Annotated in this window: 17 protein-coding genes and 6 pseudogenes; 16 read left to right on the plus strand and 7 right to left on the minus strand. The window is 67.3% G+C overall.

What is annotated here, in order from left to right:
* A pseudogene (locus VMD50_RS01460) lies at positions 1-242 on the minus strand (Hsp70 family protein); the annotation flags it as partial.
* Between the two features lie 297 nt (positions 243-539).
* On the opposite strand from VMD50_RS01460, the gene VMD50_RS01465 reads away from it, so the two are divergent.
* Both VMD50_RS01465 and VMD50_RS01470 read left to right on the plus strand, forming a co-directional pair.
* Complete coding sequence (locus VMD50_RS01465; protein ID WP_325424141.1) at positions 540-695, plus strand: hypothetical protein; 156 nt, start codon at positions 540-542, stop codon at positions 693-695.
* A 236-nt stretch (positions 696-931) separates the two neighbouring features.
* Positions 932-1,318 (plus strand): SpoIIAA family protein, encoded by a 387-nt coding sequence (locus tag VMD50_RS01470; RefSeq protein WP_325424198.1) that lies wholly within the window; start codon positions 932-934, stop codon positions 1,316-1,318.
* A gap of 16 nt (positions 1,319-1,334) precedes the next feature.
* Here VMD50_RS01470 and VMD50_RS01475 read toward each other — a convergent pair whose 3' ends face one another.
* Both VMD50_RS01475 and VMD50_RS01480 read right to left on the minus strand, forming a co-directional pair.
* Complete coding sequence (locus tag VMD50_RS01475) at positions 1,335-3,578, minus strand: carbon starvation CstA family protein (protein WP_325424143.1); 2,244 nt, start codon at positions 3,576-3,578, stop codon at positions 1,335-1,337.
* Positions 3,579-3,629: 51 nt separating this feature from the next.
* Positions 3,630-5,159, minus strand: a complete 1,530-nt coding sequence (locus VMD50_RS01480) for an ATP-dependent DNA ligase (protein WP_325424145.1) — start codon at positions 5,157-5,159, stop codon at positions 3,630-3,632.
* Between the two features lie 111 nt (positions 5,160-5,270).
* Between VMD50_RS01480 and VMD50_RS01485 the strand changes: the two genes are divergently transcribed.
* Both VMD50_RS01485 and VMD50_RS01490 read left to right on the plus strand, forming a co-directional pair.
* Complete coding sequence (locus VMD50_RS01485) at positions 5,271-6,029, plus strand: SDR family NAD(P)-dependent oxidoreductase (protein ID WP_325424147.1); 759 nt, start codon at positions 5,271-5,273, stop codon at positions 6,027-6,029.
* Between the two features lie 114 nt (positions 6,030-6,143).
* Entirely contained in the window at positions 6,144-8,309 is a 2,166-nt protein-coding gene (locus VMD50_RS01490; protein WP_325424149.1) for an acyl-CoA dehydrogenase family protein, read from the plus strand.
* Positions 8,310-8,382: 73 nt separating this feature from the next.
* On the opposite strand, the gene VMD50_RS01495 is transcribed toward VMD50_RS01490, so the two are convergent.
* Complete coding sequence (locus VMD50_RS01495; RefSeq protein WP_325424151.1) at positions 8,383-8,730, minus strand: Zn-ribbon domain-containing OB-fold protein; 348 nt, start codon at positions 8,728-8,730, stop codon at positions 8,383-8,385.
* Between the two features lie 63 nt (positions 8,731-8,793).
* Between VMD50_RS01495 and VMD50_RS01500 the strand changes: the two genes are divergently transcribed.
* The 4 genes and pseudogenes from VMD50_RS01500 to VMD50_RS01515 form a co-directional block, all read left to right on the plus strand.
* Entirely contained in the window at positions 8,794-9,987 is a 1,194-nt protein-coding gene (locus VMD50_RS01500; RefSeq protein ID WP_325424153.1) for a thiolase family protein, read from the plus strand.
* A gap of 30 nt (positions 9,988-10,017) precedes the next feature.
* Positions 10,018-11,475 carry a FadR/GntR family transcriptional regulator gene (locus tag VMD50_RS01505; RefSeq protein WP_325424155.1) on the plus strand — a complete coding sequence of 486 codons (1,458 nt, stop codon included), beginning with the start codon at positions 10,018-10,020 and terminating at the stop codon, positions 11,473-11,475.
* A 103-nt stretch (positions 11,476-11,578) separates the two neighbouring features.
* Positions 11,579-12,583 (plus strand): sensor histidine kinase, encoded by a 1,005-nt coding sequence (locus tag VMD50_RS01510; RefSeq protein ID WP_325424157.1) that lies wholly within the window; start codon positions 11,579-11,581, stop codon positions 12,581-12,583.
* A 998-nt stretch (positions 12,584-13,581) separates the two neighbouring features.
* Positions 13,582-14,091, plus strand: a pseudogene (locus VMD50_RS01515) (homocitrate synthase); the annotation flags it as partial.
* Positions 14,092-14,125: 34 nt separating this feature from the next.
* On the opposite strand, the gene VMD50_RS01520 reads toward VMD50_RS01515, so the two are convergent.
* On the minus strand, positions 14,126-15,607 hold the full coding sequence (locus VMD50_RS01520) for a cytochrome P450 (protein WP_325424159.1): 1,482 nt from the start codon (positions 15,605-15,607) through the stop codon (positions 14,126-14,128).
* 128 nt (positions 15,608-15,735) lie between these two features.
* Here VMD50_RS01520 and VMD50_RS01525 point away from each other — a divergent pair, with 128 nt between their 5' ends.
* Together VMD50_RS01525 and VMD50_RS01530 are read left to right on the plus strand one after the other, a co-directional pair.
* On the plus strand, positions 15,736-16,380 hold the full coding sequence (locus tag VMD50_RS01525; RefSeq protein ID WP_325424161.1) for a TetR/AcrR family transcriptional regulator: 645 nt from the start codon (positions 15,736-15,738) through the stop codon (positions 16,378-16,380).
* 18 nt (positions 16,381-16,398) lie between these two features.
* Positions 16,399-17,268 (plus strand): annotated as a pseudogene (locus tag VMD50_RS01530) (SDR family oxidoreductase); the annotation flags it as partial.
* An 87-nt stretch (positions 17,269-17,355) separates the two neighbouring features.
* Here the strand turns inward: VMD50_RS01530 and VMD50_RS01535 are convergent.
* A complete protein-coding gene (locus VMD50_RS01535; protein WP_325424165.1) occupies positions 17,356-18,387 on the minus strand; it encodes a DNA polymerase IV in 1,032 nt (343 codons plus the stop codon).
* A complete protein-coding gene (locus tag VMD50_RS01540; protein WP_325424167.1) occupies positions 18,384-18,986 on the minus strand; it encodes a TetR/AcrR family transcriptional regulator in 603 nt (200 codons plus the stop codon). Before VMD50_RS01540 ends, VMD50_RS01535 begins: the two co-directional genes overlap by 4 nt.
* Positions 18,987-19,075: 89 nt before the next feature.
* Between VMD50_RS01540 and VMD50_RS01545 the strand changes: the two genes are divergently transcribed.
* From VMD50_RS01545 to nrdE, 6 genes and pseudogenes are all read left to right on the plus strand, one after another.
* Positions 19,076-19,633, plus strand: a complete 558-nt coding sequence (locus VMD50_RS01545) for an NAD(P)H-dependent oxidoreductase (protein WP_325424169.1) — start codon at positions 19,076-19,078, stop codon at positions 19,631-19,633.
* Positions 19,634-20,169: 536 nt separating this feature from the next.
* Positions 20,170-20,409 carry a redoxin NrdH gene (locus VMD50_RS01550; RefSeq protein ID WP_325424170.1) on the plus strand — a complete coding sequence of 80 codons (240 nt, stop codon included), beginning with the start codon at positions 20,170-20,172 and terminating at the stop codon, positions 20,407-20,409.
* Positions 20,410-20,434: 25 nt separating this feature from the next.
* The gene (gene nrdI / locus VMD50_RS01555) at positions 20,435-20,890 is read left to right on the plus strand and encodes a class Ib ribonucleoside-diphosphate reductase assembly flavoprotein NrdI (RefSeq protein ID WP_414685970.1); all 456 of its coding nucleotides are present in this window, start codon (positions 20,435-20,437) and stop codon (positions 20,888-20,890) included.
* Positions 20,860-21,417: pseudogene (locus VMD50_RS01560) on the plus strand (ribonucleotide reductase N-terminal alpha domain-containing protein); the annotation flags it as partial. The gene nrdI and the pseudogene VMD50_RS01560, both read left to right, overlap by 31 nt.
* Positions 21,406-22,611, plus strand: a pseudogene (locus tag VMD50_RS01565) (LAGLIDADG family homing endonuclease); the annotation flags it as partial. The pseudogenes VMD50_RS01560 and VMD50_RS01565, both read left to right, overlap by 12 nt.
* Positions 22,612-22,635: 24 nt before the next feature.
* A pseudogene (gene nrdE, locus VMD50_RS01570) lies at positions 22,636-24,252 on the plus strand (class 1b ribonucleoside-diphosphate reductase subunit alpha); the annotation flags it as partial.
* Positions 24,253-24,329 lie beyond the last annotated feature (77 nt).

Below are 24,329 nucleotides of genomic sequence, written 5' to 3' on the forward strand. Positions count from 1 at the left end.
AGGCTGACCACGGTCTGCGGCCCGGCCTCGTTGAGCAGGCGTTTGAACGACCGCAGCACCGACCAACCCGGTTCTTGGCGGACGGCAGCCGCGTCCACCCCGAATCGCAACTCTCCGTCGGCGTTGGCCGCGACGATCGAAGGCCAGGCGTCCACCCCGTCGAACGAGACGACCGGATAGTTGCCGCGGTCGACGGCCGCGACGACGGTGTGGGTGGTGCCAAAGTCGATGCCGACCCTCATTCCGCAAAATTCTAGGACCGCGCCACCGTCTTGGACACCACTCTTTACTTGGCGTGCCGCCCTTGTCGGTGCGGGCGTGGGCGGTCAGTCCTCGAAATGACGGTTGTAGTCGCTACGCTCGAGCCACCACTGCAGGCCGTAGATCCCTTTCGCGATCATCACCATCAGCACCGCGGACGCGAATGCCAGGACAACACTCATAATCTGTGCATTTCGCGCGCCATAAGGGCGTCCTCGAGGAATCCGTACCGCTTCGGGGAATACCTTGGCTGCGGAGCTGATTCATCCGTTGCGGTCGTGAGCACACGCCGCGCGATGGCGACCAGCCGGGCGCCGATGCTCCTGCGGCGCACCACCCCCAGGGCGGTTGCGGTGCTGAAAACCACCTGCTGTGTGCTGATCAGGACCTCGGCGGATGACACCTCAACCGATGCGGGCGCCGGGGGCGGTTGATTGATGGGCTCGTCGATGGGATTGGTTTTGTTCGCGAGTCCCGTTGGTGATACCAACATCGTCTACCTCTTTTCCGACGTGGCGCTTGGTGCACTCACCGTAGGGTCGACGATCCCCCCATGGCATGCGTAGTCGACTACCCCAAACCGCGGGTGGCAGGGGCAGGCGGCGGGCACCGATGACTTTGGCCCCTAGGCCGCGACGCTCGGCGCGGAGACGATGGCCTCGTGATCGAGATGCTCAACGATTTCCCCGACGACGTCGCCGCGTTCGCTTTCCACGGGCATGTGACCAAGGCCGATTACGACACGGTGCTCGTACCAGACTTCGAGGACAAACTCAGCCGGCACGAAAGGGTGGGCATTTATCTCGAGATCGCGTCCGACTTCGTCAGTTTCGGTCCCGGCGCGATCTGGGCGGATTCCAAGTTCGGGATCGGCCATTACTTCGACTGGGATCGCTGCGCCATCGTCAGTGACGTGGAATGGGTGAAACAAATGGCCAAATTCAGCGAGCTTTTTGGTTTCCTGTGGCCCGGGCGATACCGCACGTTTTCCGAGGCGGAAGCCGATGACGCGCGCCAATGGATTGTGCAGCCCTGCGGTAAGCGCGATGCCGTATGAGACCGGAACCAACCGGTCAGGGAGCAGGGGCGGGTGCGGAGTCCCATTGTCTTTGCAGCTCCCGCTCCGGGGCGGTGGGAATCAGACCGGACGGCGCGAACCGTTTCGAGGGCACCGGCTCTTCCTCGGTCAGCGGCCTGCCGCCGCCGCGAATCGCCTTCAGCGCGACCACAACTCCGGCCACGAACACGATGACGACGACCAGCGCGAAGAGAATCGACAGGCTGCCCTGGATGAATGTGTTCCTGATGACGTCATCGAGCTGGTGGGCGTTTTTGGCCGAACCGAACGCCGTCTTGCCCGCGTGTCTCGCCGCTGAGTACTGCGAGTGCTGGGTCCAGTAGCCGACCGCGGGGTCCCCGGAGAAGATCTTCTGCCACGACGCGGTCAACGTGACGGCCAGGTCCCACAGCAGCGGCACGCCGGGGATCCAGGCCCACCTAAGCAGGCCCTTCTTGATGACCACCACCGTGACGACGGTCAGCGCGATCGCCGCGAGCAGCTGGTTCGCGATGCCGAAGAGCGGGAACAGCGTGTTGATGCCGCCCAGCGGATCGGTCACACCCATCAGCAGGGTACCGCCCCACGCGGCGACCACGGCCACGCTGCAGGCCCACACGCCGGGGCGCCAGCTCGGGTTCCGCAGCTTGGCCAGCGGGCCGCCGAAGTTGCCCAGCGTGTCCGAGAGCATGAAACGGTTGACCCGGGTGCCGGCGTCGACCGTGGTCAGGATGAACAGCGCCTCGAACATGATCGCGAAGTGGTACCAGAACGCCTTGAGCCCGGTGCCGCCGAACACCCGCTGCAGTACCTCGGACATCCCTAACGCCAGCGTCGGTGCTCCGCCTGTCCGCGACACGATGGACTTCTCGCCGACGCTGCGGGCGGCCTGGCCGATCTGATCGGCGGTGGCCGGCGCGCCGGACAGGCCGAGCCTGTTGACGTAGTCCGCGGCGGTGGCGGCCGTGCCGCCGGTCTGGGCGGCCGGCGCGTTGACGGCGAAGTACAAGTGCTGGTTGATGATCGACGCGGTGATCAGCGCCATGACGGCGACGAACGACTCGGTGATCATGCCGCCGTAGCCGATCAGCCGCATCTGCCCTTCCTTCTCCAGCAGCTTCGGCGTCGTCCCCGACGAGATCAGCGAGTGGAATCCGGACAGGGCGCCGCACGCGATGGTGATGAACAGGAACGGGAACAGCGAACCCGCGAACACCGGACCGTTCCCCCTCGTGGCGAACTGCGAGACCGCGGGAGCTTGCATTTCCGGCCGCGCGAGGAAGACGCCGACCGCGATCAGCGCGACGGCGCCGACCTTCATGAACGTCGAGAGATAATCGCGGGGCGCAAGCAGCAACCACACCGGCAGCACCGACGCGGCGAAACCATAGACGATGAGACACCAGCACAGCGCCACGGGGGACAAAGTGAACCATGTTGCGCCCCAAGATGTTTCGGCGACCCAGTTGCCGGACGCCACGGCGAGCAGGAGCAGTGCGAAGCCGATGACCGATACTTCCGACACCCGTCCGCGGCGCAGGAACCGCAGGTAGCAGCCCATGAACAGGGCGATGGGAATGGTCATGGCGATGGAGAAGACACCCCATGGGCTTTCGGCCAGCGCCTTCACCACGATCAGTGCCAGCACCGCGATCAGGATCACCATGATGACGAGGGACCCGAGGAGGGCACCTGCCCCGCCCGTGGCGCCAAGTTCGTCGCGGGCCATCTGGCCGAGCGAACGGCCCCGGCGCCGGGTGGAGATCCACAGCACCAGGTAGTCCTGCACGCAGCCGCCGAACACCGCGCCGATGACGATCCAGATGGCGCCCGGCAGGTAGCCCATCTGCGTGGCCAGCACCGGACCGACCAGCGGTCCGGCCCCGGCGATGGCGGCGAAATGATGGCCGAACAGCACCCGCCGGTCGGTAGGCACGTAGTCGGTGCCGTCGTCGAGGACTTCGGCCGGGCTGGCGTGGTCGTCGCGCGGCCGGACGATCTTCATCTCGACCAGCCGGGCATAGAACCGGTAGGCGATGATGTACGTGCAGATCGCCGCGACCACGAACCAGACGGCGTTCACGGTCTCGCCGCGAGCGAACGCGATGATCGCCCAGGCGACGGCGCCGATCACCGCGATCGCCCCGAAGACGACTTTGTGCCGGGTGGTGATGGGGGACCGGTCGATGATCGCGACGGGCGGCAGGTGTTGATGGGTGCGGATAAAGCTGACGTCTCTGTCGCGCTCTTTGACTGCCACGGCGGAAACCCTACGCGCGCAAAGCTGACAATGGGTGTTTGCGAGGGTGTTTTAATACAGCGCCCGCACCGCTTCGATGGTGTCGGCCTCGGCCGGCCCCTTGTCGTCGCGGTAGCGCACCACCCGGGCGAACCGCAGGGCCAGTCCGCCGGGGTACCGCGACGACTTCTGCACGCCGTCCAGGGCGATCTCGACGACCTGCTCGGGACGCAACCGGACCACGTATCCGTCTGTGGTGCCGATCGCGAGCTCGCTGAACCGGGCGGTCTGCCAGTCCAGCATGGCGTCGGTCATGCCCTTGAAAGTCTTTCCCACCATGACGAATTCGCCGGTGGCCGGGTCCTGCGCGCCCAGGTGGATGTTGGACAGCTTGCCGCGGCGGCGCCCCGACCCCCGCTCCACCGCGAGCACCACCAGATCCAGCGTGTGCACCGGCTTGACCTTGAGCCAGCCCGCGCCGCGCCGGCCCGCTAGATAGGGCGCGCCCGGCGCGTTGGCCATCACCCCCTCGTGGCCGGCGGCGAGCGTGGCGTCCAGGAACCCGGCGGCCTGGAACGGATCCGACGTCATCAGCCGGTCGACCCGCTGCGCCGGCGGCACCAGCGCGTCCAGGACGGCCAGCCGGTCGGTGGTCGGCGCGTCCAGCAGGTCGGCGCCGTCGCGGTGCAGGATGTCGAAGAAGAACACCGAAAGCCGCTGTGCGGCAACCGCGGCCGCCACATCGACGGATCGGCCGAATCGCGACGCGGTGACCTGGAAGCGGTGCGGCCGGTTGTCGGGCCGCAGCGCGATCGCCTCGGCGTCGGCGATCAGGTCGGTGGCCGGCAGCGCCAGGGTCGCCTCGACGACCTCCGGGAGCCGGGCCGTGACGTCGTCGAGGCTGCGGGTGTACACCGTGACCTGATCACCGGCGCGGTGAATTTGCACCCGCGCGCCATCCAGCTTCGCCTCGAAAATCGTTGTGCCGTCGTGGCGTTCGATCGCATCGGCCACGCCGGTCGCGGTCTGGGCCAGCATCGGGCTGACCGGCCGGCCCACCCGCAGGGTGAAGGCGTCCAGTGCCGCGGCTGGGCCGGACAGGGCGGCCGCCGCGACGGCCGGCAAATCCCCGCCCAGCATCGCGGCGCGCCGCACCGACGCGATTGGGAGTCCGGCTGCCTTGGCGACGGCGTCGGCCATGATCCCGGCCAGCGCCCCCTGCCGCAGCTCGCTGCCGAGCAGCCGCAGCAGGAAGGCCTGCTCGGTTTCGGTCGCCGCGCCGAACAACGTGTCGAGGAGTTCGGCCCGCCGCGCCTGCGACCCCTTGCCCGCCCCCGCCCCGATCTCCGAGAAGGTGGCGTCGACTCCGGTGACGGTCAGCGCCGGGTGGGACGCCGGCGCCGGCCGGTCGCGCAGCGACGCCCAGCCGACGCCGATCTGGCGTTGGCGCAGCTCACCCGAGAGCCAGGACACGATGATCGCCACCGCCTGCGGATCGGCGGCGGCGCGGCGCAGCAGGTCGGCGATGTGGGCGACCTTGGTCAGCCGCGACGACGTGCCGCCGACATCAAGCGATGTGCTGGCTACGTCGAGGAGGAGCACGCCGTTCAGCTTGGCATGGCTCCCCGACAACCCCGCCGGGCGGACACGCTAGCGTGCGTAGGAAACGTTACAAATTTCATGCATTCTGACAAGCCTGAAAGGGAGGCTCGGATGGAGATCAACGGGAAGAAGGTCGTCGTCGTCGGCGGCGCGTCGGGGATGGGCCGCGCGAGCGCCGAACTGCTGCACGAACGCGGCGCGGACGTCGCCATCCTCGACCGCGAGGGCTCCGACGGCAAGACCGTCGCCGAGGCCATCGGTGGTTCGTTCTACGCGGTCGACGTCACCGACTTCACCGGCACCGAGGAGGCGCTGCAGGCCGCGGTCGACAAGCTCGGCGGCCTGCACGTCATCGTGACGACCGCCGGCGGCGGCATCGCCAAGCGGACGATGACCAAGTCCGGTCCGCACGACCTGGAGTCCTTCCAATCCGTCATCGATCTCAACCTCGTCGCCACGTTCAACATCAGCCGGCTGGCGGCCGCCCACATGGCCAACAACGAACCCGAGGACGAAGAGCGCGGCGTCATCATCAACACGGCGTCGATCGCGGCCTTCGAGGGTCAGATCGGCCAGGTCGCCTACACCGCCGCCAAAGCGGGCATCGCGGGCATGTGCCTGACCATGGCGCGTGACCTCGGTTCGCTGGGCATCCGTGTGCTGGCGATCGCGCCCAGCCTGTTCGCCACCGGGTTGACCCAGGGCATACCGGACGAATTCGCCGCGGCGCTCACCAAGGACGCGGCCTTTCCGAAACGCCTGGGCCGGCCCGAGGAATACGCGAAGCTGGTGGCGGCCATCGTGGACAACCCGATGCTCAACGGCCAGTGCCTGCGGCTGGACGCCGGCCAGCGCTTCGCGCCGAAGTAGCCACCCCCGCCCAGACCCGCTCGGGGAATAAGTACACTCTTTAGACAGCCGCCCCGCTCCCCCTCGGAGCGGGGCAGGCAGTCACCCCCCAGGCAGCGGCGCGAGGAGGCCCTCATGGGTATCGCACTGACCGACGACCATCGCGAACTCGCCGACGTGGCCCGCGCGTTCCTGACCGCACAGAAGGCGCGCTGGGCGGCCCGATCCCTGCTCGACGCGGCCGACGAGTCCCGGCCCCCGTTCTGGCACGACCTGGTGGAGCTCGGCTGGCTCGGGTTGCACGTCGACGAAGAACACGGTGGCTCGGGCTACGGGTTGCCCGAACTCGTCGTGGTCGTCGAGGAACTCGGCCGCGCGGTGGCGCCCGGGCCGTTCGTGCCCACCGTGATCGCCTCGGCGGTGATCGCCAAAGACGGCACGCCCGAGCAGAAGTCGCGATTGCTGCCCGGGCTGATCGACGGCACCGTCACCGCGGGGATCGGCCTGGCCGGCCAGGTGCGGGTCACGGACGGTGCGGCCGATGGCGGGGCCGGGATCGTGCTGGGCGCCGGACTCGCCGAGCTGCTGGTGATCGCCGCCGGTGAGGACCTGCTGCTGCTGGAACGCGGCCGGTCGGGTGTCTCGGTCGACGTCCCCGACAACCTCGACCCGACCCGGCGCTCCGGACGCGTCCGCCTGGACAACGTGAGCATCGGTCCGGACGACCTCGTGCCGGGGGCGCGGGGATCGGCGCTGGCCCGCGCGCGCACGCTGCTGGCCGCCGAGGCGGTGGGCGGGGCGTCCGACTGTGTGGAGGCCGCTGTCGCCTACGCCAAGGTGCGTCAGCAGTTCGGCCGCACCATCGCGACTTTCCAAGCGGTGAAGCATCATTGCGCCAACATGCTGGTGGCTTCTGAGTCGGCGACCGCCGCGGTGTGGGACGCCTCGCGCGCGGCGGGGGAGGACGAGCAGCAATTCCGACTGGTCGCCGCGGTGGCCGCCGCGCTGGCCTTCCCCGCGTATGCGCGCAATGCCGAACTCAACATTCAGGTGCACGGCGGTATCGGCTTCACCTGGGAGCACGACGCGCATCTGCACCTGCGCCGGGCGCTGGTGACCACGGCGCTGTTCGGCGGGGATGCCCCGGCCGCCGATGCCTTCGAGCGCACCGCGGCCGGTGCCGTGCGCGAGAACAGCCTGGACCTGCCGGCCGAGGCCGAAGAGCTGCGCACCCGGATCCACGCCGACGCCGCCGAGATCGCCGACCTGGACAAGCAGGCTCAGCGCGACAAGCTGATCGAGACCGGCTACGGGATGCCGCACTGGCCCAAGCCATGGGGCCGCGGGGCCGACGCGGTGGAGCAGCTGGTGATCGAGGAAGAGTTCCGCGCCGCGGGCATCAAGCGGCCCGACTACGGGATCACCGGATGGGTGATCCTGACGCTGATCCAGCATGGAACGCCTTGGCAGATCGAAAGATTCGTGGAGAAGGCGCTGCGCAAGGACGAGGTCTGGTGTCAGCTGTTCTCCGAGCCGGATGCCGGATCGGACGCGGCGTCGATCAAGACCCGCGCCACCCGGGTCGACGGCGGCTGGAAGATCAACGGGCAAAAGGTGTGGACCAGCGGGGCGCACTATTGCGCGCGGGGTCTGGCCACCGTGCGCACCGACCCGGAGGCACCCAAGCATGCCGGCATCACCACGGTGATCGTCGACATGAAGGCGCCCGAGGTCGAGGTGCGGCCGCTGCGACAGATCACCGGGGGCTCGGATTTCAACGAGGTGTTCTTCAACGACCTGTTCGTTCCCGACGAGGACGTCGTCGGCGAGCCGAACACCGGATGGACGGTCGCTCGTGCCACGCTCGGCAACGAACGCGTCAGCATCGGCGGCAGCGGGTCGTTCTACGAGGGCCTGGCGGACATGCTGATCGGACTCGCCACGCAGCGGCCGGATCAGTTGGCGGGAGCCAAGGTTCGCGTGGGAAACTACCTGGCCGATGATCACGCGCTGCGGCTACTGAACCTGCGCCGCGTGGCCCGCAGTGTCGAAGGCGCGGGCCCGGGACCGGAGGGCAACGTCACCAAACTCAAGCTGGCCGAGCACATGGTGGACGGGGCCGCGATCTCGGCGGCTTTGCTGGGGCCCGAGGTCGCGCTTGGCGACGGGCAGGGCGCGCTGGCGAGTCGCATGATCATGGGCGCCCGCGGCATGTCGATCGCCGGTGGCACCTCGGAGGTCACCCGCAATCAGATCGCCGAACGGATCCTCGGCATGCCGCGCGACCCGCTGATCAACTAGTCCGGTTCTCCCGCGAACAGACGCAAAAGCCCCCATTTCATGCCGGAAGAGGGGGCTTTTGCGTCTCCTCGGCCTAGGAGGCTGGCGCGAATTGGGGCGCGCCGCCGCTGCCCTTCTCCGGCCGGATATCGACGGGCATCCCGCACGTCACCGAGTCCGGTTCACAGCCAACGATATTCGCGGCCACCCGCAGCCCGCGCTGCTCGACGAGTTCGACGATGGCGATCACGTAGGGGGTCGGGATGTCCGGGTTGTACGGGTGATAGTTCACCGTGTAGGTGAACACCGTGCCGCGCCCGGACACCGGCCGCGCCACCAGCGGGCCGCCGCAGTCGCGGCACTGGCCGGTCGCCGGATGCACCCAGCGCGCGCAAGCGTCGCAGCGCTCGATGAGCAGCTGAGAGGTCGGCTCGCCTGACACGCCCAATACAGTACACTCTATTGATTCGGCGCGGATGGCGGTTCGTGGGGACGGGCGGTGCATATGACGTATTTCGAAAAGGATGCGATCTTGTCCGGCATCGGCATCTCGCGAATCGGCCGCCGCACCGGCATTCCCGGCCTGGAGCTGACCATGGAGGCGGTGCGCGCCGCCATCGAGGATGCCGGCCTGGCACCCGCGGACGTCGACGGGATCGCGACCCTCGGCGACACGCCGGCCTCGGACGTCAACGCCGAACTGCGGATCGAGGCGGCCGACTGCGGGGCCGGCTTCGGCACCGGCGGCCTGCTGAGCCCGGTGATGTCGGCGTGCCGCGCGGTCGCCGAGCGACGCGCCCGCCACGTCGTCGTCTACCGGACGATCCAGATGCTGGGCGGCACAGTGCCGGTCAAACGGCAGGAGAATGCGCCCGCCCAGCCGCTGGCGCGCATGTTCTCCACACCCGAGGGCGCGCCACGCCCGGCCGTCGGCGCGATGGACGACGTCAACGATCTGGTTGCGGCCCATGCCTATTCGGCGGCGAACTGGCTGGCGCTGAACTGTCGTCGCCACATGGAGCTGTACGGAACCACCAAGGAACAGCTCGGCTGGCTGGCGCTCAACGGCAGACGCAACGCCGCGCTGAATCCCCTTGCGGTGTACCGCGAACCGATGACCATGGCCGACTACCTGGGCGCGCGCCCGGTATCGACGCCGTTCGGGCTGCTGGACTGCGATGTCCCGATCGACGGCTCGATCGCGGTGGTGGTGTCGCACGCGGAGTACGCCCGCGACTGCCCGCACCGGGCGGTGGCGGTGGAGGCGATCGGCGGATCCGACGGTGCCGGTGGCTGGTTCCACCGCGACGACTATCCCAAGATGGCGATGTCGGACGCGACCGCACAGATGTGGTCGCGCACGCAGTTGACGCCCGCCGACCTCGAGCTCGCCGAGTTGTACGACGGTTTCACGTTTCTCACCATCGCCTGGCTGGAAGCCCTCGGGGTGTGCGGCGACGGCGAGGCCGGGCCGTTCGTCGAGGGCGGCGCTCGGATCGCCCGCGACGGCCGGCTGCCGCTCAACACCTACGGCGGCCAGCTCTCGGCCGGGCGCATGCATGGCTACTGGGCCCTGCACGAAGGTTGCCTGCAGCTGCGCGGCGAGGCGGGGGAGCGCCAGGTGTCGAAACGGCCCGAGGTCGGAGTGGTTTCCGTGGGCGGCGGTCCCGTCGCCGGATGCATGCTGCTTACGTGTTGAGAGACCCTGTGGGAGAGCGCAATTGATGCTGTGAGCCGCGAGCCCGACACCGGCCGGGCGAACAAACTGGCTTCGAAGGTTGCCCGCCACATCGAGGCGGACATCGTTCGCCGCGGCTGGACCGTCGGTGAGTCGCTGGGCTCGGAACAGGCTCTGCAACGGCGCTACGGAGTGAGCCGATCGGTGCTGCGGGAGGCCGTTCGCCTCGTCGAACACCACCAGGTCGCCCGGATGCGCCGCGGGCCGGGCGGCGGGCTGCTGATCTGCGAGCCGGATGCCGGCCCCGCGACCCGCGCCGTCGTGATCTACCTCGAGTACGCGGGCACCACGCTGGTCGACCTGCTCAACGCGCGCCTGGTGCTCGAGCCCTTGGCGGCCTCGCTGGCGGCGGAGCGGATCGACGAAGCCGGCATCGAGCGCCTGCGAGCGGTGTTACGCGCGGAGCAGCAGTGGAGGCCGGGCCTGCCGCCGCCGCGCGACGAGTTCCACATCGCGCTGGCGGGGCAATCCAAAAGCCCGGTGCTGGAACTGTTCATCGACATCCTGATCCGGCTCACCACCCGATACGCCCTACAGTCGCGGACCGATTCGGCGAGCGAGGCGATCGAGGCGGTCGACCACATGCACAAGCACCATGCCGATATCGTCGCCGCCGTCACCGCCGGCGATGCGGCGCGAGCCAAGTCGCTGTCCGAGCGGCACGTCGAAGCGGTGACCGCTTGGCTGCAGCGGCATCACCCCGGCGGCAGGGGCCGCCCGCGCCCGCCCCGCCGCCGGCGGCTCGACGGCGACGGGCCGCACGGCAAGCGCGCCGAGATGCTGGCGGCCACGATCGGCGACGAGATCGCCGACGGTGGCTGGCAGGCCGGTTCGGTCTTCGGAACCGAGACCGCCCTGCTGGATCGCTACCGGGTGAGCCGCGCGGTGTTCCGGGAAGCGGTGCGGCTGCTCGAATATCACTCCGTCGCGCAGATGCGCCGCGGACCCGGAGGTGGGCTGATCGTCACCCGGCCCCGGGCCGAGGCGAGCATCGACACCATCGCCCTGTACCTGCAGTACCGCAAGCCCACCCGCGACGACCTGCGCAGCGTGCGCGACGCCATCGAGATCGACAACGTCGCCAGAGTCGTCAAGCGGCGCACCGAATCCGGGGTGGTGGCCTTCTTGAATACTTTCGACGCCCAGCCGGGCGCCCCCGCGGGTGAGGTGCGCGAGGCCCGCGAGGCCATAGCCGACGAGGTCCGGTTTCACCTCGGGCTGGCGCAGCTGGCCGGCAATGCGCTGCTCGACTTGTTCCTCCGGATCATCATCGAGCTGTTTCGGCGGCACTGGTCCAGCACCGGGCAGGCCCAGCCGACCTGGGCTGACGTGGCCGCCGTCGAGCACGCTCACGCGCGGATTCTGCAGGCGATCAAGGCCGGCGACGAAAGCCTCGCCCGTTACCGCATCCGTCGTCATCTGAACGCCGCGGCCTCCTGGTGGCTGTAGGATCCGGCCCGCGCGGGTGTGATCCGTTCGTTTGCTTACCGAAGGTCCTAATCGGGTATGGGGATGGGAACGTAGGCGCCGGTCCAGCAGGGGGTTGGCAGTAGTGATCGAAAGCGACAGCGCTGGAATGCGGGGGGGCTTGAAGGGCATTGAAACCGGGCGTTCGGGTTTCATCCATTCCGCGCTTCTTTACCGCTCGCAGCGGGAGTACCTGGATTTCGTGTTTCGCTTCGTCGCCGACGGTCTGACGGCCGACGAGGCGGTCCTGGTGGCGGTGCCCGGCGACAAGCTGGCCTTGATGCGTGATGCCTTGTCCGGCTCGGGCCGGAAGCTCGCGGGCCAGTTGCGCCTGTTCGACATCGCCGAGGTCGGCCGCAACCCGAGCCGGTTCATGGCGGTGGAGGGGTCCTTCGTCGACGAACACCCCAATCGGCGGATGCGCATCGTGAACCAACTCGCCTGGCCCGGGCGCAGCGACGATGAGTTTGTCGCCTGCACAGAGCACGAGGCGCTGGTCAACGAGGCGCTCGACGGCTATCCGGCGACGAAGTTGTGCCTATACGACGCAACCCTGCTCGATGACGATCTGCTGGCGGATTCCCGTGCGACCCACCCCTTCCTGTGGCGCAGCGGTGGGCTGCAGCGCAGTGCCGAGTACGCGCCGCATGACGTTCTGCAACGCTGCAACCAGCCGCTGACCGCGCACCCGGGGGCCGTCACGTACATGGTCAGGAAGTCCGCGGACCTCCGCCCGGCCCGGTTGTTCGCCGTCAACTACGCCGGCTGGGTGGGAATGTCCCAGGACGGGATCGACGATCTGCAATTGATCGCAACGGAACTCGCCACCAACAGCTTGATGTATACCGACGGGGCCTGCCGACTGGCCTTCTGGCGTCAGGACGAGCATCTGGTCTGTGAGGCGCGCGACACCGGACGACTCGACGACCCGCTGGTCGGGCGCCTGGACCCCGGCCCGAGCGGCCCCGCCAGTCGCGGGCTGTTCCTGGTCAACGCCATATCGGACCTGGTGCGTACACACACCACGTCGACCGGGACGACGATCCAGGCCTATCTCCGCCTCGACCAGTCGCCTGGGCCGAACGGCTGACAGGGCCGGGGCGTGCTGCGTGGAGCTATTGGGTGGTGACGCCCGTCCCGCCACCCTGGGGGACTTGCACCGGGCGTAGTGACGCTGAGCAGCCCGTCAAGGTCAACGCGAACGCGGCGATCAGCCCCGCCGCCACAACCGTCCGGGCCCTGCTTTTGCTTTTCGCGCTCACGGCCGTGCCTTTCATTTAGCCGCAGACGCGGCGTGGTTTGCTGCGTCCGCCGTCTGTGGATGCTATCGGCGCCGCCGCGCCGGCCGCGTCGATTCGGGTAATCGGGCAATTCTCGCGAGTTTATTGGCCTTGAATGGCGTTCGCCGAGGCCATCTATCCGTTCGGAGGCGGCTGGCTCACCAGAGGCGGTTGGCTCACCGGAGGCGGCTGGCTCACCGGGGGCGGCACCAGCGTGCCTCCCGTGTTGTGTGCTGCGCAACCGACGGCCAACAGCGCGAATATTGCGGCCAACGCCGCGGCCAGCACCCGGACGGGGCGAATTTTCTTGCCAGTTCTCTTCGCGTTCATCGGTGGCGCCTTTCGTTTGCTGGAAGCCCGTGATTTGCGGACACCGCTGCCGTCAGATGTTAGCGCTGTCAGCGCGGCCGCGGCGTATTGCGTTATTGGTGAAATCCCGCCAGATCGGTCGGCCGCGAAGGCGTCAGGCGTTGCCCTGCGCCCGGCGCCAGGGGCTGGTGTCGGCCGGAAGGCGGAGCCGGCGCCGGCGGCGAGCACGGCGAAGGCCGCCGCCAGCACCGCCCCAGGGTCCGGGCAGGCAGTTCGCCCTTCTCGACCGCGGAAGCGCTTGTCGGGCAACGCTTTTCTTGGCCGAGCGAAATGGATTTGCATTGCCGGCTGGCCGCGTCTATCGTCGCGCTCGTGCGTCTTGTCCAGCGTGCCGTAGTAGCCAGCACCCGCAGCGGGGTCTGATCCCAGACCGACCCCCCGCTGTGGGTCGGAAGCTACTACCGTCGGTCGCCCCTGCTGATCAGAGAAGACCGATACCGTGCTTGTTTCCAAGCTCAAGCCTCTTGCAGATGCCTCGGCACCCGGGTGCGGTGCGGCCGCGTGGTTCGGCCAGCACTTCGGTGCCGGGTTGCCCCGCGGTCTGCGGGAGGAGTCCGACGCCATTTCCTGGGAAAGCTTCCTCGCCACCTACGGCCACACCGCCGGCCCGGTACGGCTGGGCCACTTCGCCTGCACCGACACCGAGCGGCCCGCGGGGCGGATCGGTCCGCAAGCCCGCAACTATCGGGCCATGATCGCTGTCGGCGATGAGCTCAGCGCCTCGACGGCCGCCGCCGGCGGGCCGATCGCCGCTCTCACCACGATGCTGCACGAGCGCGGGATCACGGTGGAGACGCTGCGGTTCCACCAGCTGCGATCGGGCGGGATCACCGCCACTTTCATCCAGGGCAGCAACGGGATTCGCGCCGAATGGGCGATGGGCTGGTCGGAGGATCCGACCCAGGCCGCGCTGCGCGCGCTGATCGCCTGCGCCAACCGGCTGGTGGCCGGGCAGGGCCCGGCGACGAACACGGATGCAGGAATTACAGCGGGCGCAGGACGATCGGCATCCCGTCCTTGGGCACCGGCATGCCGCCGTAGTCCCACTCAGCCTGGTATCCCGGGCGCGGCAACTCCAGCCGATACCTGCGCAGCAGACGGTGCAGGATCGTCTTGATCTCCAGCTGCCCGAAAACCATTCCGATGCACTTGTGCGCGCCGCCGCCGAACGGGGTGAACGCGTAGCGGTGTCGCTTGTGCTCGTTGCGCGGCTCTGTGAATCGGTCCGGGTCGAACTTCAACGGGTCCGTCCAGAGTTCCGGCAGCCGGTGATTCATCCCGGGGTACGCGATGACGTTGGTGCCCTTGGGGATGTAGTAGCCCAGCAGGTCCGTGTCGCGCACCGTCTGACGCATGGCCCACTGCACCGGTGTCACCAGCCGGATCGACTCGTTCATCACCAGGTCCAGCGACTCCAGCTTCTCGAGGGAGTCGATGTCGAGCGGGCCGTCGCCGAGGCGGTCCGATTCGTCGCGGCAGCGTTCCTGCCACTCCGGGTGGGCGGCCAGTTGGTAGACCATCGTCGTCGCGGTCGACGTCGACGTGTCGTGCGCTGCCATCATCAAAAAGATCATGTGGTTGACGATGTCCTCGTCGGAGAACTTGTTGCCGTCCTCGTCCTCGGTTTCGCACAACACCGACAGCAGGTCGTTGCCTTTCTTCCCGCGTTGCTCCTTGACCCGCTCGCGGAAGTAGTTCTCCAGCAGTTCGCGCGCCTTGAGGCCCCGCCACCAGGTGAACGGCGGAACGGGAGTGCGGATGATCGCGTTGCCGGCGCGGGTGGTGACCGCGAAGGCCTTGTTCACCTTGGTCACCAGCTCGCGGTCGGTGCCCGGCTCGTGGCCCATGAACACCATCGAGGCGATGTCGAGCGTCAGTTCCTTCATCGCCGGGTAGAGAAGGAAGCGCGCGTCGTTGACCACCCAGTCGTTGGCGACCGTTTTCGAGACGACCTTGTCCATCTGCTCGACGTAGGAGACCAGCCGGGACCGCACGAACGCCTCCTGCATGATGCGCCGGTGGAACATGTGCTCCTCGAAGTCGAGCAGCATCAGCCCGCGGTGGAAGAACGGCCCGATCACCGGGACCCAGCCCTGCTGCGAGTAGTCCTTGTTGCGGTTGGAGTAGATGACCTGGGCTGCGTCCGGGCCCAGCGCTGCGACGCCCGGCAGCACGGGCGAGTCGCCGAATACGACCGGGCCCTTGGTCTGGTAGAGGAACAGCAGGTAATCCGGTCCGCCGCGCAACATCTCGATGATGTGCCCGAGGACCGGCAGCCCCGCGTCACCGAGGACCGGCTTGAGCCCGCTGCCCGGCGGCGGGTCGGCGAGCTTGTGCTCCGGGAACTGCGTGTTCAGCAGCCTGCGTTCGACCAGCCCCATGCCGGGAAAGTTGTTGAACGAAGGGGTCAACCGGCGCCTCGCCTGGTCAAGCAGGTAGTGCGGGGTGCTGACGGTGGCGGCCATTGAGGCTCCTTTGCGCTCCTGTGCATGCCGAGGGGACGGGTGACGGCGGTCACTCATTCCCTATCCTTCGGTAAAAAATTGACGGCTGTCAAGTTTGCTTTTCCGACGGTGTGGTGCAAGGTCGTGGGGTGAGCAGTCACGCCGCCAACGAGCCGAGCGAACCGGCGACGCGCCGGCGCGGCGACAAGCACCGGCAGGCGATCATGCAGGCGGTGCGAGAGCTGCTCGAGGAAAAACCGTTCGCGGAGCTGTCGGTCAGCACCATCAGCCAGCGCGCCGGCGTGGCCCGATCGGGTTTCTACTTCTACTTCGACTCGAAGTACTCCGTGCTCGCCCAGATCGTGGCAGAGGCGACCGAGGAACTCGAAGAGCTCACGCAGTACTTCGCCCCCCGCCAGCCGGGCGAGTCGCCGGAGCAATTCGCCAAGCGGATGGTCCGCAGCGCCGCGGCGATGTACGCGCACAACGACCCGGTGATGACGGCCTGCAACGTGGCCCGCTACACCGACATGGAGATTCGCGACATCCTCGAGCGGCAGTTCGAGGTGGTGCTGCGCCAGATCGCGGCCGTCGTCGAAGCCGAGATGAAGGCCGGCACCGCCAACCCGATCAGCGACGACATCCCCACCCTGGTGCGCACCCTGGCGGGCACCACCTCGCTGATGCTCACGGGCGACTCCATCCTGGTCGGCCCCGAGGACGACGTGGAGCGCCGGGTCCGGGTGCTCGAGCAGCTGTGGCTGCATTCGCTCTGGGGCGGCGGCCAGACGTGACGCGGTATGGTCACGGCCATGGCACTGGGGCTTTCGGGGGCATCTGAGCAGTACTTCGAGGGGAAGCGGTGCCTGGTCACCGGTGCGGCCAGCGGCATCGGGCGCGCGACCGCCCTGCGGCTGGCCGCCCAGGGCGCCGAACTCTATCTGACCGACCGCAACTCGGACGGTCTCGAGCTGACCGTGGCCGACGCCCGCGCGCTCGGCGCGCAGGTGCCCGTGCACCGCACGCTCGACGTCTCCGACTACGGCCAGGTGGCGGCGTTCGCCGCCGACATCCACGCGGGCCATCCGAGCATGGACGTCGTGCTGAACATCGCCGGCGTATCGGCGTGGGGCACCGTCGACCGGCTGACCCACGAGCAGTGGAGCAAGATGATCGCGATCAACCTGATGGGTCCGATTCACGTCATCGAGACGTTCGTCCCGCCGATGGTGGCCGACGGGCGCGGCGGCCGTCTGGTCAACGTGTCGTCGGCGGCCGGGCTGGTCGCGTTGCCGTGGCACGCGGCCTACAGCGCGAGCAAGTTCGGGTTGCGCGGCCTGTCCGAGGTGCTGCGCTTCGACCTGGCACGGCACCGGATCGGGGTGTCGGTCGTGGTGCCGGGAGCGGTGAAGACACCGCTGGTCGACACCGTCGAGATCGCCGGCGTCGATCGCGAGGACCCCGGTGTCGCCCGCTGGGTGGACCGCTTCAGCGGCCATGCCGTGTCGCCGGAGAGGGCGGCCCAGAAGATTTTGGACGGGGTGGCAAAGAACCGATACCTCATCTACACGTCGCCGGACATCCGCGCGCTGTACGCGTTCAAGCGGCTGGCGTGGTGGCCCTACAGCGTGGCGATGCGTCAGGTCAACGTGATCTTCACGCGCGCGCTGCGGCCCAGTCCGCCGACGATGCAGGCCGCGAAGCGGCCTGGGGTGGGGGCCCCTCCCGCTTGCGGGGGAGAGGCGGGCGATGGGCCCAGCCCGCCGCCGCTACTCCGGCATGGCCAGCTCGAGTCGCACCCCGAGTAGCCGAACCGGGCGGTCCAGCTCGAAGAGGTCCAGGACGCGCAGGGCGGCGTCGGTGATGGTCGACGCGTCGGTGGTAGGCGTTGCCAGCTTGCGGATTTTGGTGCGGGTGTAAAACGTGGCGGTCCGCACGGTGACGGCGACGCGGGTGACGATCCGCCCCGCGGCCAGCACGTCGTCCAGCGCGTGGAGCGCCAATTCCGTTACCGCCGCGTCCATTTCGGCCCGGACGGTGAGGTCGCGCGGGAAAGTGACGACGTGGCTGCGGGAGCGCGGGATCCAGGGCTCGGCGCTGACGTCGGTGTCCCCGCCGCCCTTGGCCAGCAGCAGCAGCCACAGGCCGGTGCGCGGGCCGAAGGTGGACGTCAGCAGCTCCGCGTCGGCGTGCGCAAGCTCCCGCACCGTGGTGATGCCAAGGGCCGCAAGCTTTTTCGCCGTCTTGGGGCCCACTCCCCACAACGCGTCCACGGGGCGGTCCGCCATCACGGTCATCCAGTTCGCATCGGTGAGCGCGAAGACGCCGGCCGGTTTCGCGAAGCCGGTGGCGACCTTGGCGCGCTGCTTGTTGTCGCTGATGCCGACCGAGCAGGACAGCCCGGTTTCCGACGAGATGACCGCCCGGATCTGTTCGGCGACCTCGGTGGGGTCTTCGCCTGACACGCCCACGTACGCCTCGTCCCAGCCCCACACCTCGACCGGGTGCCCCAGGTCGCGCAACAGGCCCATCACCTCGTCGGACGCGGCGTCGTAGGTCGTCGGATCCGACGGCAGGAAGGTCGCGTCGGGGCAGCGGCGCGCGGCCGTGCGCAACGGCATGCCCGCGTGCACACCGAATTCGCGGGCCTCATAGGAGGCGCACGTGACCACCTTGCGTGGTTCGGCCGGATCGCCGCTGCCCCCGACGACCACCGGCAGCCCGGCCAGTTCGGGGTGGCGGCGCAGTTCGACCGACGCCAGAAACTGGTCGAGGTCCACGTGCAGGATCCAGCCCGTCATCGCCCGCACAGCTTGCGCGCCAGGCTCTCCCACGCGTCGCCCAACGTCTGAAGGGTGTGACCGCCGTCATTGAGTTGGTGTTCGATGTAATCCGGGTTCAGCAGGGCCAGCAGCGCATCCGTCTGGACATCCAGGTCGCCGGTGGTGTGCGCCGAGGCCAGCAGCACCCGCACGTGGGTGTGTTGTACCGCGGCGGCGCCGACGTGGCGGAGCTGCGGATCGCGGTTCGCGGCGGACAGCAGCGCGTGGCGGGTATGGACGAAGCGCATCCGCTCCCGGCCGAAGGCCACCAACCGATCCATCGGCGGCGCATCGGGGCCCAGGGGCGGGGGACCGAACAGAAACGCCTGCTGACTGGCCCGTTCGTCCTCGTCGAGCAGCACCATCATCAGCCCGGCGCGGCTGCCGAACCGGCGGAACAGCGTGCCCTTGCCGACGCCGGCCGCCGCGGCGACGTCGTCCATGGTGACGGCGTCGGCGCCGCGCTCGGCGACCAGGGCGCGGGCGGCCTCGAGTAACAGGGCGCGATTGCGCGCCGCGTCGCCCCGCTCTTGCGGAACGGACACGGGCAGCTCCCCCCACCGCTCGACAGCGCTCACCACTGCACTTTAACGCCGCGGGAATAAACCGGACTAGAGTCCGGTTGGCGCGTGCGAGGATGTAGACAACGACCGAAGGGAACGAAACAGTGGCAGGGATCAAAGTCTTGGCGTTAGTGGGCAGCCTGCGTGCGGCGTCGATCAACCGCCAGATCGCCGAGCTGGCGGCGTCCGTTGCGCCGGATGACGTCACCGTCACGATCTTCGAAGGGCTCGGCGAGTTGCCCTTCTACAACGAGGAGATCGACGACGCGATGACCGCCGACGCCCCGCCGCTGGCCCCGGTGGCCGCGCTGCGCGCCGCGGCGGCCGACGCGGATGCCGCCCTGGTGGTCACCCCGGAGTACAACGGCAGCATCCCCGCGGTGATCAAGAACGCGATCGACTGGCTGTCCCGCCCGTTCGGCGACGGCGCGCTGAAGGGCAAGCCCCTGGCGGTGGTCGGGGGGTCCTTCGGTCAGTACGGCGGGGTGTGGGCGCACGACGAGACCCGCAAGTCGTTCGGGATCGCAGGCGCTCGCGTGAGCGAGGCGATCAAGCTGTCGGTGCCGTTCAAAACCCTGGACGGCAAGGCGCCCGCCGAACACGCCGAGCTGACGGCGAACGTGCGCGACGTCGTCGGCAAGCTCGCCGCCGAAGTGGGTTGAATCCCGCAATTTGGCGGGGCCCACAAGCCGCTCGCCGGCCACCAGCAACGTTTCGATCACCGGATGGCCGAAGCCGCCGGCTCGCGCTGGCGGCTTTGCTGGCTGTCGGGCGGGAACGGGCGCGGGATGGCGATCGCGCCGGTGCTGTCGGTGGCCGGTGATATACCGGTGCGCATGGACATCCCCGACACACATGTGATTTGCGACACGCCGGGCGTGTGTCGGCCCCAGGCCTTACGACCAGGGAATTTCAAAATTGTTATTCAGAACATCTTGTATCTCGACAACTTGTCGGCCACTAGGTGTAGTGTTTCGAGCACCGGCAGACCGCAGGATCCCCAGGCTGGCCGGGCTTGGGGGACCTCCCCCGAATCGGCTCGAAGACGTCGAAGCCACGTGCTTCGACCCGCACCGCCGCACGACGGGAATGCGGGGTCTGGCGGGCCGCTCGACACAGCGAAGACAGAGTTTGTTGCAGTACCCCAGCAGTTGCCAGTCCGTCACACGTCCCCACCTTCCGCAAAGGAGCGGCATTCATGACCATCACCGTGTACACCAAGCCGGCATGCGTGCAGTGCAGCGCCACCTTCAAGGCCTTGGACAAGCAGGGCATCGCCTATCAGAAGGTCGACATCACGCTGGACGCCGAGTCGCGGGACTACGTGATGGCGCTGGGTTACCTGCAGGCCCCCGTGGTGGTGGCGGGCAACGACCACTGGTCGGGTTTCCGGCCCGATCGCATCAAGGCGCTCGCTGGGTCGGCGCTCAGCGCGTAGGCAGACGTTAGGTAAGGGGGTTGCGGTGCAGTCGCGCAACCTGGTGTATTTCTCTTCCGTGTCGGAGAACACCCACCGCTTCGTGCAGAAGCTGGGTGTTCCCGCCACGCGGATACCGCTGCACGGGCGCATCGAGGTCGACGAGCCGTACGTCCTGATCGTGCCGACCTACGGCGGCGGCCGGGCCACACCGGACCTCGCGGACAACACAGCCGGGGGCTATGTCCCCAAACAGGTCATCGCCTTTTTGAACGACGAGCACAACCGGTCATTGATCCGCGGCGTCATCGCCGCGGGCAACAACAACTTCGGGGCCGAATTCGCCTACGCGGGCAACGTCATCTCCCGCAAGTGCGGCGTCCCCTACCTCTACCGCTTCGAACTGATGGGAACCCCGGACGACGTGGACGCAGTCCGCGCGGGCCTCGCTGACTTCTGGAAGGAACAGACGTGCCACCAACCGTCGCTGCAGAGCCTGTAACCGCCGGCGCGCATGGGTTGCCCGCCGAGACGGACTACCACGCGCTGAACGCCATGCTGAATCTGTATGACGCGGACGGCAGGATCCAGTTCGACAAGGACGTTCTCGCGGCCCGCCAGTACTTCCTGCAGCACGTCAACCAGAACACCGTCTTCTTCCACAACCAGGACGAGAAGCTCGACTACCTGATGCGCGAGAACTATTACGAGCGCGAGGTTCTCGACCAGTACTCACGCAACTTCGTCAAGGAGTTGCTGGACCGCGCCTACGCCAAAAAGTTCCGGTTCCCAACGTTCCTCGGCGCGTTCAAGTACTACACCTCCTACACGCTGAAGACGTTCGACGGGAAGCGCTATCTGGAGCGCTTCGAAGACCGCGTCGTCATGGTCGCGCTGACCCTGGCGTCCGGTGACACCGGCCTGGCCGAGAAGCTCGTCGACGAGATCATCGACGGCCGGTTCCAACCGGCGACCCCGACGTTTTTGAACTCCGGCAAGAAGCAGCGCGGTGAGCCAGTGAGCTGCTTTCCAGCCGGAACTCCGGTGGATACCCCCGACGGTCCGAAGGCGATCGAGACTCTGCAGACAGGCGACCGGGTGCTCTCACACGACGGGTCCTTCTGCCTCGTCGAGTCCGTTATCGAGAATCCCAACGACCAAGCCCTCGTGTCGATCTCACACTTCGGACACGGGGAGCCAATCCTGTGCACTCCCGAGCATCCGATCCTGGTGTGGACCACGCGCGATGTGCGGACTCTTATCGACGGTGACGGAGCCGACCCATTCAACGGATTCGTCTGGTTGGCAGCCAAAGACGTTCGTCCCACCGACTTCATCGTGACGGCAGCACCATTGCAGGGACGGTCGCGGCGCGTCTACGACCTGATGGAGTATGTGGGGGAGGGCGAGTACGAAGAGGTCGACGGGCTCATATGCAAAGTCAACTCTGATCGGAAGCACCGCAACAAGCAACGCCACCACATGAGCTTCGTATCAGTGAATCGCTACGTTGAAGAATCCTACGACCTTGGACTTATCCTCGGCTGGTACGTCGCCGAAGGCCATATCTCGAAGCGATCGGGACCTGCGGGCAGGGCGCCTAATGGCATCCACTTCACGATCGGCACACACGAACTCGAGTATCAGCAGGAGTTGGCGGCCGCATTCAAGCGAGTGTTCGCCGCGGACCTCGCCGTCAACCAGAGTGTGTCGGACCAGTCGGTGCGCATGGTTTGCAACAGCAAGATTGTTTCGTCGCTGTTCCTCTCATTGGTTGGCACAGGGTATCGCTCGAAGCGGTTGTCCCACGACGTCTTAACGGCCGATGAAGAGTTTCAGCGTGGACTGCTCGCCGGGTTGTTCCGCGGCGACGGGTGCAGCACCACCGGCGGCATGGTGCTCGACCTGGTGAATCCGGAGTTGATTGATCAGGTCCAGCTTCTTCTGCGTCGGATGGGGATCGTCTCCCGGATCCGCCAGTACGTCAATCGAGCCGGCAATGTGACGGGACAGGTGTTCGTTCCGGGTCTGCCCGGCGCCAATGAAGAATTCATCTTCGACGTCGGCAAGAACCTGCACAACTACGTCGGCCAGAAGGGGTCGTCGCGCGTGACTTATCAAGTTGTGCATGGGCGGCATGTGTACGGAATCCGGGAAGTGAGGCGCACGCAGGAAGTTCCAACGAAGGTCTACAACCTCCACGTCAAGGACACGCACACATACACAATTCGCGGCACGGTCGTGCACAATTGCTTTCTTCTTCGCATCGAGGACAACATGGAGTCGATCGGGCGGTCGATCAACTCCGCCCTGCAGCTGTCCAAGCGCGGCGGGGGAGTTGCGTTGCTGCTGAGCAACATTCGCGAGCACGGGGCACCGATCAAGAACATCGAGAACCAGTCCTCGGGCGTCATCCCGATCATGAAGCTGCTCGAGGACTCGTTCTCCTACGCCAACCAGCTGGGGGCGCGCCAGGGCGCCGGCGCGGTGTACCTGCATGCCCACCACCCCGACATCTACCGCTTCCTGGACACCAAGCGGGAGAACGCCGACGAGAAGATCCGGATCAAGACGCTGAGCCTGGGCGTGGTGATCCCCGACATCACCTTCGAGCTGGCCAAGAAGAACGAGGACATGTACCTGTTCTCGCCGTACGACGTCGAGCGCGTCTACGGTGTGCCGTTCGCCGACATCTCGGTGACCGAGAAGTACTACGAGATGGTCGACGACGCGCGCATCCGCAAGACGAAGATCAAGGCGCGGGAGTTCTTCCAGACGCTGGCGGAGCTGCAGTTCGAGTCCGGCTATCCGTACATCATGTTCGAGGACACGGTGAACCGGGCCAATCCCATCGAGGGCAAGATCACGCATTCGAACCTGTGCTCGGAGATCCTGCAGGTGTCCACCCCGTCGCTGTTCAACGAGGACCTGTCGTATGCCCAAGTGGGCAAGGACATTTCGTGCAACCTGGGGTCGTTGAACATCGCCAAGACGATGGACTCGCCGGACTTCGCCCAGACGATCGAGGTGGCCATCCGCGCGCTGACCGCCGTGAGTGACCAGACGCGCATCACCTCGGTGCCCTCGATCGAGCAGGGCAACAACGAAGCCCACGCGATCGGGCTGGGGCAGATGAATCTGCACGGCTACCTGGCCCGCGAGCGCATCTTCTACGGCTCCGAAGAGGGCATCGACTTCACCAACATCTACTTCTACACGGTGCTCTACCACGCGCTGCGGGCCTCGAACCGCATCGCGATCGAGCGCGGCGCCCACTTCAAGGGCTTCGAGAAGTCCAAGTACGCGTCGGGGGAGTTCTTCGACAAGTACACCGAGCAGGCCTGGGAGCCCGCGACCGACAAGGTGCGTCAGCTCTTCGCCGACGCGGAGATCCGGATCCCGACCCAGGACGACTGGAAGCGGCTGAAGGAGTCGGTCCAAGCCCACGGCATCTACAACCAGAACCTGCAGGCGGTGCCGCCGACCGGGTCGATCTCCTACATCAACCACTCGACCAGCTCGATCCACCCCATCGTGTCCAAGGTCGAGATCCGCAAGGAGGGCAAGATCGGGCGGGTCTACTACCCGGCGCCCTACATGACCAACGACAACCTGGAGTACTACCAGGACGCCTACGAGATCGGTTACGAGAAGATCATCGACACCTACGCCGCGGCCACCCAGCACGTCGACCAGGGACTGTCGCTGACGCTGTTCTTCAAGGACACCGCCACCACCCGCGACGTGAACAAGGCGCAGATCTACGCCTGGCGCAAGGGGATCAAGACGCTGTACTACATCCGGCTGCGGCAGATGGCGCTGGAGGGCACCGAGGTCGAGGGCTGCGTCTCCTGCATGCTGTAGATCGTCGCGGCGAGATGGGCCCTCCTGCCGCATGCGGGCAGTCCGGTCTGCCCAGGTCAGCGGGTAATCCGCGGTAT

It is taken from the genome of Mycobacterium sp., from assembly GCF_035506235.1.
GTDB lineage: Bacteria > Actinomycetota > Actinomycetes > Mycobacteriales > Mycobacteriaceae > Mycobacterium.